Genomic DNA, 12,060 nt, shown 5'->3' with positions numbered 1-12,060 from the left:
CTCTCGCAGGCTCTTCCGCCTCTGCCGGTTCTTCTACCTCTGCGGGTTCTTCCGCCGTCTCTTCTGCTCCTCCGCAAGCCGCGAGCAATGCCACGGATCCGCTCAGAGCTAAACTCAACATCCATTTTTCTTTTTAATCATCGTCCTTCTCCTTCCGCACCGCCGCATTTCGACTCTGCAGCACCCTATTTCGACTCTGCACGCTACATTTCGACTCTGCACCGCCGCATTTCGACTCTGCAGCACCCTATTTCGACTCTGCACCGCTACATTTCGACTCTGCACCGCCGCATTTCGACTCTGCGCCGCCGCACACCCCACAACGAAGAACACCGGCACAGCATGGCGCTGCGCCGGTGTTTCATTCAAAAAAAATAAAAGCTGCTCCCGCTCATCCTAAAGGATCGAAGCCGAGTGCGAGGCAGCCGAAATAGACTGTCAGAAGCGACAAAAGCGCAAATACGGCTTTTTCTCCCGGGCCGCCGGTTTTCAAAGCGAACGGGAGTTTGATTTTGACATCGACGGGGAAAAACAGTCCGATGCCGTTTTTGGTGATCAGATCGAGCACCAGGTGACTGGCCATGCCGGCCAGAATTCCACCTGTAACGGCAGCATTGCCGATCGTGTACTCAAGCAATGTGCCGACGAGCAGCAGAAACAGCAGGCTGTGCGTGAATGTGCGATGGCCGAACACCGCGTTGATTACTTTCGACAGCGGCTTCAGCCGGCGCCCGATCAAGCTTCCGCTATGGCAAATATCAGGAAGAACGGCACCGACAATGCCGGCGCCGAACAAGAGGAGCGGATGGCCGCCGGTGATCGAGGCGAACGCGAGCCCTGCTGTCATCCCTCCGATAATATGGGTTTTACCTGTCATGATGTTCTCCTTCTGAGCGGTGTTCAGGTAACTGTAATCGTTTCAAGAATGGACAGACTGCTGATCATGATGAACGCGAGGACGCCGATCAGTCCGATATAAAGAGTTGCCCATATGATTTTCGTTTTGATGTCCGTCTTGTAATACGTGCTGATGCGATGGATCTCATCCTCATAATCCAGCCGCATCCGTTCCAAGTGCCGTCTGTTCGACAGCAGGCCGTGGACTTCCTTCACCTCTTCTTCCGTCTCCGGTACCGGCGCTGTATCCAGTTTCCAGGAAAGCTGACGGATTCGCCGGCCGATATCCGCCAGTTCTTCTTCGTACTGTTTCTTCTTACGGCCCCGCATCAAGTGGGTCACCCAGGAAATCGCCCCGATGATCGTAATGAGCAGGAGCATCGGCCCTGGAATGAAGAAGTTCAGTGCGATCAGCAGCATGATGCCGACGCCCCATAGCGCGGTTGAAAGTGAAGCGACAATGCGTCCGCCGTCGAGCGGGCTCACCGGCAGCAGGTTGAACAGGTTCAGGAACGCGCCGAGGTAAATGATCAAAGCGAACAGCGGCTCCTCCGTCATCCAGTAAAGCGGTATGGCCGGCAGGATCGACAGCAACCCCGCCAGCGGGCCTCCGTATGCGATAAAGCTCTCCGTCCTGGCATCCTTGATCGCTTTCGGATCGATTCCGATGACCGCCCCCATGAACGGCACGAAAATAGCGGGGGAGGTCTTGATTCCTTTGATCCTTGCAGCAGCCAAATGACCCATTTCATGAATGAACAGCACATATATCAAGGCAACGCCGAACTTCCAGCCGAAGAAGACGGCGTAGAAACCGAGTGACAGGAACATGGAAATCAATGTCTGCAGCTTCGCGAATTTCACGATGGCGAGGACAAATTTCAGTTTAGTGGCAATGAAGAGCCCGACGACACTCAGCGTCGCCAGGACCCGGTTCTGCTTTTTCGTCCCTTCCAAGCGGATCACACTCCAATTCGGATTTGTGGCGGTCCTTATGAATAATTATACCGGAAAGTTGGGTATAGGGCAGGATAGACACCTTTTGGAAAGGGGAAATGAATATGGGCATCCATAAATTTTTCACATCTTTGAACGACCTGGAACGGATCATCCGCGCTCCGGGCCGCTTCAAATTCGAAGAACACAATGTAGCAGCGCACTCGTGGAAAGTGAGCCAGTACGCCATGTTTTTTGCGACCATCGAAGAACGGGCGGGGAACGACATCGATTGGCGGTCTCTTTACGAAAAGACCATCAACCATGACTTCGCGGAAGTTTTTATCGGGGACATAAAAACGCCGGTCAAGCATTCCTCACCGGAACTGAAGGAAATGCTGGCGCAGGTCGAAGAAGGGATGATGGAAAAATTCATCTTGTCGGAAATCCCGGAGGAATTCCAGGCGGTCTTCTTCGAACGAATGAAAGAAGGAAAGGACGAGACACGCGAAGGAAGGCTGCTCGAAATGGCCGATAAACTCGACCAGTTCTACGAATCCTTCGCTGAGCTGAAACGCGGGAACAAAGATCCCGAATTTGTCATTATGTACCGCATCGCGCTGCGGAAACTGCTGGATCTTCCGCTGGATGCGAGTGTCGCTTATTTCAAGGAGACCATCCTGGACGATGTCATCAACGAAGATACAGTCGTCGATATTAAGGAGATCACTAAAGAAGTGCTGGAAGGCTGACGGCTTCCTCCCTCTTCACTCGGACGCATCCGCTGATTCTTCCGGCGGGTATGTTACGGTCCCGTCCGCATCCACCACTGCAGGCGCTCCCCACATCCCCACTTCATGCTCCACCAGGTCAGTTGTTTCATTTTTTCCGTCGATGATGTGCAGGATCTCGTGGCCGTTCGCTTTCAGCCAGTTACTGATCAGCAGCCGGTGACAGCGTGCCGGATGGCGTTCGGAACAGCAGTAAGCCACGCGGCGGTTTTCCGCAAGCGACAGCAGTTCTTCCGCCCCTTCCTTGAATTCTTCAGAAAGGCAGTAATCCGCGTAATTATGGAATGAACGATTGCGCCAGCCGCTGTTCAGGGACTCCTCGACCGTCTTCGACTTCCGCCGCCGTCCGCCGAGTTTCGGGAGATGCACGTATGTAAACCCTTCCGCTTCCAGCCATTCCGGAAACAGATCCTTCGAGAACTGAGGCCATTTCCGGCTTCCCGGAAACGCGCGCACATCCGCCAGCACTTCGATGCCGTTGTCTTTCAGCATCCGGCAGAAACGCTCCTGTGAGTGACTTGAATGGCCGATTGTGAATAATTCCATGGCATTCCAACCTCCTCTGCCAATTCCATTCCTTTATTTCCAATCCCTTAAACAAGACACCGGCTGACGAAAGAAGGATTGAATGGCCCGGTGATTGGGAATAGCTTTACTAGCTGGCATTATTTCAAGGGAGGAGAAATCATGGACTATTTAAAAAAGCTCGGCAAACAGATGTCGGAAGATAACGCCCCGACACTGGCAGCGGCACAGGCTTACTATTACATGCTCGCCATCTTTCCGCTGCTGATCCTGCTGCTGACCATTCTGCCTTACTTAAATATCAATCCGGACCAGGTCACGCAATTCATCGAGACGACGCTGCCGCCGGAAATCGCTTCAACATTCACGGATAACGTCGTCAATCTCGTCACGACACCGCGTGGCGGGCTGCTGACGATCGGGCTTATCGGGACGCTGTGGGCCGCTTCCAATGCGGTGAATGCCTTTATTATGGCAGTCAACCAGGCGTACGGCGTAGATGATGATCGGTCGTTCATCAAAAAAGCGATTCTTCGGATCGTCCTGACGCTCGGAATCATCATCGCAGTCGCAGTCGCGCTTGCCCTTCCGATTTTTGGCGGCGTCATCATCGATATGATCACACAGGCGGTCGGTCTCGGATCCGGATCGCAGACGCTGCTCCAAGTACTGCGCTGGGTGATCTCCATCGCCGTCATGATTCTGGTGCTCGCTGCGATGTACCATTTCGCACCGGATGAGCACTTCAAATTCACGGACGTCCTGGTCGGCGCTGCGATCGCCACAGTCCTGTGGCAAGTCGTCTCGCTCGCCTTCTCGTTCTACGTCTCCAACTTCGGGAATTATTCGGCGACTTACGGCAGTCTGGGCGGTGTAATCATCCTGCTGCTGTGGTTCTTCATCACCGGTCTCATTCTCGTGTTAGGCGCTGAAATAAACGCGATCAACCACAAACAGAAGAAGATCGAGCGCCAGAACATCAAGAACCAGCCTGCTAAAGTAACCGAAGATCCGGTGGAATAAAACAGGCGCAAGCAACAGACGGCCCCGCCGTCTGTTTTTTTTATGGATAGTTACCGCACCCATTCCGCAGCTGCCCGCGGATTCCTTCAACCTATTCACTTCGCACCACTTCCCATACTCGGAGACAGGCCGCTGGACCCTCCTTTCTCTCACAGCCAAGCTTCATTTGCAGGCCCGCGAGACAAAAACAGGGCTTTTTATTTACAGAAAATAGAGAACATACGTTCTCTTTTTGTGCTATAATTGCTTCAAATCAGCAATCTTTGCAGATCGGAGGCGAACAGCATGACCGTTTATGAAGTGTTCAGCCTGCTCATGCAACTAAGCGGGATTTTCATCGCCGCTTTTTCTGTCATCATCACCATCGTCTTCTTCAACGTCCGGAAAAAGTGACCATCCCCCCTGCTGAAAGGCGTGCATTTGGGGAAACTGGTTTCATTACCCTCCAATTAGTGAATGAATACAGTAAAAGGTTTTGAAAGGAGAGAAAGCAGATGAAAAAACAATGGCTGCTTTTAGCGCTCGGCCTTGTTTTACTCCTGCTTCTTGCAGCATGCGGAGGGGATGAAGCGGCTGTGGACGACGAAGCGACGGAGGAACCGGAAGTAGTGGATGAAACAGAAGAAGGGGAAGAACCGGAAGCGCCTGTCCTCGGTGAAAACGAGTCGGACGCGGATACACCCGTTGAAGAAGCGGACGGCGGTACCGATGCAGATACAGAAGGTCCGACGGATTCAGGTGTGGATGAACTGAACAACGTCGAAGTGGACAGCGAAACCGGAGAAGTGGAATCGGTGCGGGTGGACCTCGTCAATACGCAGGCGGATCTCGTCGGATATGCAGATCTGATCCAGGAAGAGACCGGCATCGTGGTCCAGCTTGATATCGCCGATCTTGAACCCGGCGTGCATGCCGTCCATTTCCACATCGGCAGCAGCTGCACGCCTCCTGATGATGAAGGCGAAGGAGAACCGATGCTGACGCCCGGCTCGCTTCCTGACATCACAGTAGAAGAAGACCGGACAGTCCAGACGGAATTCGCAGTGGAAGACGCGACTCTCCAGCCGGATGACGCCAATTCCCTGCTGGCAGAAGAAGGGACGTCGCTCGTTATTCACGACCCGGCGGTTGAGGAAATCGAATATCCGGAAGCTGGGGAAGCGCCGATCCTGGCCTGCGGCACGATTACACCATAATTGAAGAGAGCGGAATATCCGCTCTTTTTTTTGCTGATTTTCAACTGTTCAGTGAATTCCAAAAGGTGCTACACTTGAAGCATTCTTGTTTAAGGAGTGGAATAAATGAATCTGCGACCGATCAATACATTTTCAATCGCCGGTTACGACCCAGCGACCGGGGAGCTCGGCATCGCCGTAGCTTCCAAATTTCTGGGCGTCGGCGCTGTCGTGCCGTTCGCAAAAGCGGGTGTCGGAGCTGTGGCGACCCAGTCCTGGGCGAATCTCAGCTATGGTCCGGACGGGCTGGCACTGCTTCAGGAAGGCAAATCGCCTGACGAAGTCATTGAAAAACTGACATCCGGCGATGAACATGCTGCGCTCCGCCAGGCAGGCATCGTGGACGCGAAAGGCCGCAGCGCGACCTTCACCGGCAGTGAATGTTTCGATTGGGCCGGCGGCATCGCCCGTGAAAATTTCGCCGCGCAGGGGAATATCCTGGTCGGTGAAGAGACGGTCCGGCAGATGGCGGATACGTTCGAGCAGGCTCCAGGCTCACTCGCTGAACGTCTGCTCGCTGCGCTCGAAGCTGGTGAAACGGCCGGAGGCGACAGCCGCGGCAAGCAGTCCGCCGCCCTTTTAATCGTCAAAGAGAACGGCAGTTACGGCGGATATAACGACAAATACATCGATTTGCGCGTCGATGACCACCAGACGCCTGTGCAGGAGCTGAACCGGCTGTTCAAGCTCCACCAGCTGTATTTTGAACCGACCAAGGATGAAGACGTCCTGAAAATCGAAGGAGAAACAGAAGAAGTCCTGAAAGAGCTGCTGAAGCAGTACGGGTTTTTGAAGCAGGCGAACCCGTCGTCGGATGAACTTGTCGACGCGCTGAAGGACTATCAGATGACGGAGAACTTCGATGAGCGGATACAAGAAGGCGCCTTCATCGACAAAAAGGTGCTGGAATACATGAAGTCCCGTGACTGAACAAAAACGGACGCCCCTCACCGGGCGTCCGTTTCGCTTTACGGTATAACGGGTGGAATGTTTTTCCGGTCTCTCATTGGAGTCCGCCTCTTTCCTTCACGGGCGGCCAAAAGTATACGTGTTTTCCTCCGCCATAATGAACGAGCGGCTGACCGCCGCGCCAGCTGCTCCGGATAAAAGAACCCATGGAATTTGCCCGGATCGCCGCAGAAGCTGCCCTTAATTGCCACGGCGAATGAGCAATGTCCACACGCAGGAGATGGTCAGCCGGCTTTGTCCACAGCGAGTAGCGCTCGGTCAGCCACCGTTCCAGCGGCGTGCGCTCAGTCAGTTCAGGACCTATGCGGAAATCCGCGCTGAATGTCTCCGGAAAACTGTCTGCCTGCCGCCTTTTGCTCCGGAACCGCAGTCCTCTCCCCGACCTCCTTATCTCCATTCGTGCATGCCGGTACGGAAGCAGCCCGCCGGCCACACCGACGGCAAGCCGGCTGTTCGCGTCCAGCGTGAAAAAATAAACTCCTTTCCGCTCTCTGCAGGTGACGTACGTCCGGACATTCAGTTCGAGGTAACGCCGGACACCTGGCACCGGAGGCAGCAGCCGCAGACGGGTATCCCGGGCTTCGAATGGGACAACGCCGATCCATGCCTGTCCATCATATATATCGAGTTCCAATTCTTCCGGAAGATGCGGGCGCAGCAGTTCCGGTTCGGCCGGCCAGTGAAGGAACAGGACATCCAGCCAGTCCTGCGCCATGATCCACGGCGTCTTCATCGTATTCACCTCCTTCCATAAGAAAACAGGGCCCCTTACGGATAGAGGCCCTGCCGCTTGTCTTATTTCATCGGATTTTCCGGATCGCTGCTCTGGACGTCTTCCATCGGGAGTGTGTCGTGCGCTTTCGGATGTGCCGGTTCGAGCTTCGGAACCGATCCGAACGGACGGCCCTGTTCGTAGCTGATTTTCGAGCCATCCGGAGCCGGCATTTTCAGCCAGTCGAGTTTCGAACTCTCTTCGCCTTCAGAGCAATTGTAAACGGCATGCGAGTATTCGGAAGGCTCAAGATCAGACGGGAAGGTCGATGGCGTCACGACACCCTCCTTCGATTCGAGATCTTTAATCGATGCAATCCACTGGTTCTGGTGCATCGTATCGCGGGCAATGAGGAATGACAGCGTTTCTTTCACGCCCGGATCATCCGTCATGCCGTAAAGACGCGCCACTTGGAGACGCCCTTGCGATTCCATATTCAAGTTTGCGCGGAAATCTGCGAGCAAGTTACCGCTGGCGACAATATAACCGCTGTTCCAAGGCACTCCGACAGAATCCTTCGGCATAGCGCCCATTCCAGAAACAATCGCATGCTGCGGATTGCTGCCGCTGAGGATCGCATTGATTGCCGGATCGTCAGAAGCTTTTTCCTGATCATAAATCGAACCGTCCAGCAGACGGGCGATCAAGGTCGCCAGGATTTCAACGTGTGCAATTTCTTCCGTTCCTATGTCCAGCAGCAAATCCTTGTACTTCTCATTGCCGCGGAGATTCCATCCTTGGAACAAGTACTGCATGAAAATCGACATTTCTCCGTACTGCCCGCCCAGCACTTCCTGGAGCTTTTTGGCGAACACCGGATCCGGCCGTTCAGGTTTCGCTTCGAACTGCAACTCTTTTTTGTGGAAAAACATGTACAGGACCTCCTATTGAATTTAATCGCTTCCGTGGCTGTTCGGTAATGTCTTCCGTAAATGCAGACCTGCTGCGCCGGAACCATTTCCGGCACGCCGCAGCTCTGCCCATCAGCCGCTCCGGACTGAAGGTGGGATATTCCGCCATTTCTTCTCGTCGTTAAAAGGGAATTCGGCCGCCCCCTTCCGTTTTCCAGTATGCTGTTAATTTACCCGACAGATTATTTAACAAACGGTTTTCCAAAAAAAAGAAGGCGCTTGGCTGCGCCTTCTTTTCTTCAATCCATAATCATTTTATGAATTGTTGTCGTTGCCGCGGCGTTCGCCGCCTTTTTCACCGATTTCCTCATAAAACTCGCGCCCATGGCTTTCGGAAGTGGCTTCGCCGCCTTTTTTGCCGATTTCCTGATAGAACTCCTTGTCGTGGCTGTCAGACGTCGCTTCGCCGCCTTTTTCACCAATTTCTTTATAGAAGTCCTGATCATGGCTGTCAGACGTCGCTTCGCCGCCCTTTTGGCCGATTTCCTGGTAGAATTCTTTGTCGTGGTTCTTAGAAGTCGCCTGGCCGCCTAAACGCCCTGCTTCTTCATTTCCCATTTTGCCATTGTCGTTACGGTTGCGCTCGTTGTTGCCTTTGTTTTGTGCCATTTTCGATTCCTCCTTCTAAAAATTGGTTGTAAGCCTTACAGTCCTTGTTTAACACGCTTCTCCTCTTCTAAACACTTCTTCTCCTTTTGTAATGAAGCTGTAATACTTTTCCAGCTTCTACCAAGTGTTTTTTCTTTACAGGATGAATTACACAAGTCAGTTAGTTACCAAGCGGGGCCTTACAGGATAAGTCAGAGAAGTGAAAAGAGGGTCTTTTTATACAAGTGAATGAAGATTCACTTGTATTAACCAGAGATCTTTTCAAGAAACGGCACTTCCCGTTTTTTACAGAAAAAAAGACGGACCCGGCGATCGGGTCCGTCTTAACTGAATTTCCTTTTCGGTTTTGACTCCTCGTCAGACGACGTGGAGGTTCACTTCGACATTGCCTCTCGTCGCTTTCGAGTAAGGGCAGACCTGGTGGGCGGCTTCGACGAGTTCTTTCGCCTTGTCTTTATCCACTCCATCCACTTTCACATTCAGATCCACTCCGATTTTGAATCCGCCGTCCGATTCATCTTTCAGGAAATGGACATCGGCAGTTACGGAAGTATCGGTTACATCTTTTTCCTTTTTATTTTTTATAACCAAATTCAAGGCACCGTCGAAGCAGGCTGAATACCCGGCAGCAAACAGCTGTTCAGGATTCGTCCCTTCACCGCCTGGACCTCCGAGTTCTTTCGGTGAAACGAGATTAAGATCGAGAATTCCATCCTTTGATTTCACATGGCCAGCGCGTCCGCCTTCTGCTGTGACTGTCGTTGTGAACAATGGTTCCATTCAAATCCCGCCTTTACTGTTTTTATTTTCCACATCCCTTGTTTTACCCTTCCTTCCGAGATGGAAAACATAATCCGGAAGGAAAGGCGTTTCAGCATAGCAGGCACGAGGGTAAACAGGAGAATAGACATGACTCGGGGAGGAATTTCGATGGCGAAAATACTGGCTGTTGTCTCAAGCGGCTACGCACAGGCAGACCATAACTTTGTGACCGGGTATTGGGCAAAAGAATTGTTCATGCCGCTGGTCTATTTGGAAGAAGCGGGGCATGTGGTGGACATCGCTTCTCCAGACGGCAATAAACCCGTCGTCGATCCGGTGAGTCTGGAAAACCAGAATGACCCGGATGGCGTTTACAACGACATGTATAATTCCGGCCGTGCCGATAAAACGAAGCGCATTCTCAACGTGCCGGCACGGGAATACGATGCGGTATATATCGTCGGCGGGCACGGGGCCATGTTCGACCTCGTCCGCGATGAAAACTTGCGCACAATTATCAACATCATCCATGAACATGGCGGCATCATCGCCGCAATCGGCCACGGGGTGGCACCGCTGCTCTTCACCAAGACGTTCGAAGGAAAAGGCATCCTGGATGGACTGGAAGTGACCGGCTATCCGGAAGAACGGGAGCCTGAAAACGTGAAGCCCCTGCTGCCGTTCAGTCTCGAACAGGAACTTTCCAAGCGGGCACGTTACAAAGCCGATCCGGATAAATCAGCAGTCGCCATCTGGGGCAGCCGGCAGATCTTGACCGCCCGTGACGCGGCGTCGGCAAAACTCTTCTCGCTCGAACTCGTCGACAAAGTCCCTGGACTGGCAGACTGATTTATGAAAAATCAGATTACTGGTGCCAGGCACCAGCGAAAGTTAACAGCAAAGCAAAAAAACAGGCTTAAAGGGGTGCGCTCCCTTTAAGCCTGTTTATGCTGTGTTTACGATAATGCTTCTGACAGTACCAATTTAACAGTTTGGATTTCTCCATCACGCACTATTTCAACATCCAATGTATCACCGATTGAGGCCTCTGTGTAAAGGAAGTGCCGCAAATCGAGACTGGATGGGATATCTGTTCCGTTGATTCCCACAATGACATCAAGCGGCTGAAGTCCTGCTGCATCTGCGGCGCTGTCCGGCTGGATGGATTCGATTACGACGCCTTCTTCAATACCTGCCGGCAGTCGGAGATCCCGTTCCTGTACAGTTTCGGGTACATTCGCCAGGTCCATGATCATGACGCCCATGGACGGACGCTGTACTTCACCTTGGTTTTCCAGGTCTTCAATGATCGGAAGGGCGACGTTGACCGGTATCGCTAGGCCGATCCCTTCAACAGCTGTCTGCGCGATCTTCATCGAATTGATGCCGATAAGTTCGCCTTTGCTGTTCAGCAGTGCACCACCGCTGTTCCCCGGATTGATGGCGGCGTCCGTCTGGATGACTTGCGCTTCCCAATCCTTGGCTCCGTCTTTATTCACATCGACTTCAATGGAACGTTCCGTACCGGAGACGACGCCGGTCGTCACGGAATTCGAGAACTGGAGGCCAAGCGGATTCCCGATGGCGATGACCGGTTCTCCGGCTTTCAGTTTGGACGAATCACCGAGTTCCGCAACTGTCGATACCGCGTCGGATTTCACACGGACGACGGCGAGGTCTGTCAGGGCGTCACTGCCAAGGAGTACACCCTCGATTTCCGTTCCGTCATTCATTGTGATTTTCACTTGTTCCGCACCATCGATAACGTGGTGGTTTGTCACGATATAGGCGTAGTCGCCTTCTTTTTTATAAACGACCCCTGAGCCGGTCCCGGCTGCCTGAAGGTCATCCGATGCTGTCTGCATGAACGGGTGTGCCTGTCCCTGCTGGAGATTGGTCACACCGACGACCGCTGGCGAAGTGGCTTCCACCACCGCGGATACGTCCGTCACTTCCGCTGTAACAGCGCTTTCGACGTTACTTGATGTCTCGGCCTGTGCTGTCACCGCTGCCGGCTGGACATTGCCCGCCATGCCGGGAATCGCCACGCCCACGAGCAGCGCGCCGGCCAATACTCCAGACAGTCCTGACGCGAAGTAACCGCCGCGCCGTTTCGGTGCTTGATCCTGATCGTAGTAACCCATTAATGATGGCCCCCTTGATTTCTTGTTGAATTCATCTTATCAAGCAGTTATGAATAAACTATGAACGGTGTATGAAAAGAGTGGGAAACTTTCAGGCAGGGGGGAAATGAGGGTGGATGAGGTTCGATGAGGCTTATCTCGGGCTCACCGGCGTTTATCTCGGGCTTGACGTGGCTTATCCCGGTCTCGCCGCTTCTCGCCGCCACCTCTGTATCATGAATTTGAATGACGTGTCTTGCGTCCTTGTGGTATTCCAGATAGGTCAGCATGTGTCTGTCCCCCTTGGTTAGTGCCCTTATTTGAGTGTGATGCCATAAATGGTCGTCTTCCGGTCTTTTCCGGCAGCATCCCCCAGATACGTTCTGAATCCGATGCGGTAAAGCCCCGATAACGCGGAAATGTCCACCGTCTTAACCCCTCGGGCTTCGTGAAGGCCGAAGTTCACTTCCGCGGCAGCGGCGTTGTCTGTATGATTGATTATCTGAA

15 protein-coding genes are annotated in these 12,060 nt (G+C 53.1%); 5 read left to right on the top strand and 10 right to left on the bottom strand.

Annotated elements, in window-relative coordinates; translation table 11 throughout:
- Positions 1-391 precede the first annotated feature (391 nt).
- Complete coding sequence (locus tag CCE92_RS11140) at positions 392-877, bottom strand: metal-dependent hydrolase (RefSeq protein WP_088007880.1); 486 nt, start codon at positions 875-877, stop codon at positions 392-394.
- 23 nt (positions 878-900) lie between these two features.
- Positions 901-1,854 carry a site-2 protease family protein gene (locus tag CCE92_RS16390; protein ID WP_088007878.1) on the bottom strand — a complete coding sequence of 318 codons (954 nt, stop codon included), beginning with the start codon at positions 1,852-1,854 and terminating at the stop codon, positions 901-903.
- Between the two features lie 104 nt (positions 1,855-1,958).
- Between CCE92_RS16390 and CCE92_RS11130 the strand changes: the two genes are divergently transcribed.
- A complete protein-coding gene (locus CCE92_RS11130; RefSeq protein ID WP_088007877.1) occupies positions 1,959-2,585 on the top strand; it encodes a YfbR-like 5'-deoxynucleotidase in 627 nt (208 codons plus the stop codon).
- Between the two features lie 15 nt (positions 2,586-2,600).
- Here CCE92_RS11130 and CCE92_RS11125 read toward each other — a convergent pair whose 3' ends face one another.
- The gene (locus tag CCE92_RS11125) at positions 2,601-3,170 is read right to left on the bottom strand and encodes a DUF488 domain-containing protein (protein WP_088007875.1); all 570 of its coding nucleotides are present in this window, start codon (positions 3,168-3,170) and stop codon (positions 2,601-2,603) included.
- A gap of 141 nt (positions 3,171-3,311) precedes the next feature.
- Here CCE92_RS11125 and CCE92_RS11120 point away from each other — a divergent pair, with 141 nt between their 5' ends.
- The 3 genes from CCE92_RS11120 to CCE92_RS11110 all read left to right on the top strand — a co-directional run bounded on the left by CCE92_RS11120 (position 3,312) and on the right by CCE92_RS11110 (position 6,337).
- On the top strand, positions 3,312-4,172 hold the full coding sequence (locus tag CCE92_RS11120; protein WP_088007873.1) for a YihY/virulence factor BrkB family protein: 861 nt from the start codon (positions 3,312-3,314) through the stop codon (positions 4,170-4,172).
- A 494-nt stretch (positions 4,173-4,666) separates the two neighbouring features.
- Complete coding sequence (locus tag CCE92_RS11115; protein ID WP_088007871.1) at positions 4,667-5,368, top strand: superoxide dismutase family protein; 702 nt, start codon at positions 4,667-4,669, stop codon at positions 5,366-5,368.
- A gap of 105 nt (positions 5,369-5,473) precedes the next feature.
- Positions 5,474-6,337, top strand: a complete 864-nt coding sequence (locus CCE92_RS11110; protein WP_088007869.1) for a DUF1028 domain-containing protein — start codon at positions 5,474-5,476, stop codon at positions 6,335-6,337.
- Between the two features lie 73 nt (positions 6,338-6,410).
- On the opposite strand, the gene CCE92_RS11105 is transcribed toward CCE92_RS11110, so the two are convergent.
- The 4 genes from CCE92_RS11105 to CCE92_RS11090 form a co-directional block, all read right to left on the bottom strand.
- Positions 6,411-7,109, bottom strand: coding sequence for a YqjF family protein (locus CCE92_RS11105; protein ID WP_088007867.1), 699 nt, complete (start codon positions 7,107-7,109; stop codon positions 6,411-6,413).
- 62 nt (positions 7,110-7,171) lie between these two features.
- Entirely contained in the window at positions 7,172-8,020 is an 849-nt protein-coding gene (locus tag CCE92_RS11100) for a manganese catalase (RefSeq protein ID WP_088007865.1), read from the bottom strand.
- A 294-nt stretch (positions 8,021-8,314) separates the two neighbouring features.
- Complete coding sequence (locus CCE92_RS11095; protein ID WP_088007863.1) at positions 8,315-8,668, bottom strand: KGG domain-containing protein; 354 nt, start codon at positions 8,666-8,668, stop codon at positions 8,315-8,317.
- 357 nt (positions 8,669-9,025) lie between these two features.
- Positions 9,026-9,448: an organic hydroperoxide resistance protein gene (locus CCE92_RS11090; protein WP_088007861.1), complete on the bottom strand. Its 423-nt coding sequence runs from the start codon at positions 9,446-9,448 to the stop codon at positions 9,026-9,028.
- Positions 9,449-9,598: 150 nt separating this feature from the next.
- Between CCE92_RS11090 and CCE92_RS11085 the strand changes: the two genes are divergently transcribed.
- Positions 9,599-10,279, top strand: a complete 681-nt coding sequence (locus tag CCE92_RS11085) for a type 1 glutamine amidotransferase domain-containing protein (RefSeq protein ID WP_088007859.1) — start codon at positions 9,599-9,601, stop codon at positions 10,277-10,279.
- A gap of 107 nt (positions 10,280-10,386) precedes the next feature.
- On the opposite strand, the gene CCE92_RS11080 is transcribed toward CCE92_RS11085, so the two are convergent.
- The 3 genes from CCE92_RS11080 to CCE92_RS15975 all read right to left on the bottom strand — a co-directional run.
- Positions 10,387-11,574, bottom strand: a complete 1,188-nt coding sequence (locus CCE92_RS11080; protein ID WP_088007857.1) for a S1C family serine protease — start codon at positions 11,572-11,574, stop codon at positions 10,387-10,389.
- 47 nt (positions 11,575-11,621) lie between these two features.
- Complete coding sequence (locus CCE92_RS11075; RefSeq protein ID WP_088007855.1) at positions 11,622-11,843, bottom strand: hypothetical protein; 222 nt, start codon at positions 11,841-11,843, stop codon at positions 11,622-11,624.
- 26 nt (positions 11,844-11,869) lie between these two features.
- Positions 11,870-12,060: hypothetical protein (locus CCE92_RS15975; RefSeq protein WP_162287863.1), on the bottom strand; the 191-nt coding region annotated here is incomplete at its 5' end.

It is taken from the genome of Indiicoccus explosivorum, from assembly GCF_002167005.1.
Taxonomy (GTDB): Bacteria; Bacillota; Bacilli; order Bacillales_A; family Planococcaceae; genus Indiicoccus; species Indiicoccus explosivorum.
Note: the sequence above shows the minus strand (reverse complement) of the source record. Positions and strands in the feature narration are given on the sequence as shown.

Coding starts and splice junctions, on each gene's coding strand:
- CCE92_RS11140 (WP_088007880.1), bottom strand. CDS start 877: ATGACAGGTAAAACCCATATTATCGGAGGGATGACAGCAGGGCTCGCG.
- CCE92_RS11130 (WP_088007877.1), top strand. CDS start 1,959: ATGGGCATCCATAAATTTTTCACATCTTTGAACGACCTGGAACGGATC.
- CCE92_RS11125 (WP_088007875.1), bottom strand. CDS start 3,170: ATGGAATTATTCACAATCGGCCATTCAAGTCACTCACAGGAGCGTTTC.
- CCE92_RS11120 (WP_088007873.1), top strand. CDS start 3,312: ATGGACTATTTAAAAAAGCTCGGCAAACAGATGTCGGAAGATAACGCC.
- CCE92_RS11115 (WP_088007871.1), top strand. CDS start 4,667: ATGAAAAAACAATGGCTGCTTTTAGCGCTCGGCCTTGTTTTACTCCTG.
- CCE92_RS11110 (WP_088007869.1), top strand. CDS start 5,474: ATGAATCTGCGACCGATCAATACATTTTCAATCGCCGGTTACGACCCA.
- CCE92_RS11105 (WP_088007867.1), bottom strand. CDS start 7,109: ATGAAGACGCCGTGGATCATGGCGCAGGACTGGCTGGATGTCCTGTTC.
- CCE92_RS11100 (WP_088007865.1), bottom strand. CDS start 8,020: ATGTTTTTCCACAAAAAAGAGTTGCAGTTCGAAGCGAAACCTGAACGG.
- CCE92_RS11095 (WP_088007863.1), bottom strand. CDS start 8,668: ATGGCACAAAACAAAGGCAACAACGAGCGCAACCGTAACGACAATGGC.
- CCE92_RS11090 (WP_088007861.1), bottom strand. CDS start 9,448: ATGGAACCATTGTTCACAACGACAGTCACAGCAGAAGGCGGACGCGCT.
- CCE92_RS11085 (WP_088007859.1), top strand. CDS start 9,599: ATGGCGAAAATACTGGCTGTTGTCTCAAGCGGCTACGCACAGGCAGAC.
- CCE92_RS11080 (WP_088007857.1), bottom strand. CDS start 11,574: ATGGGTTACTACGATCAGGATCAAGCACCGAAACGGCGCGGCGGTTAC.
- CCE92_RS11075 (WP_088007855.1), bottom strand. CDS start 11,843: ATGCTGACCTATCTGGAATACCACAAGGACGCAAGACACGTCATTCAA.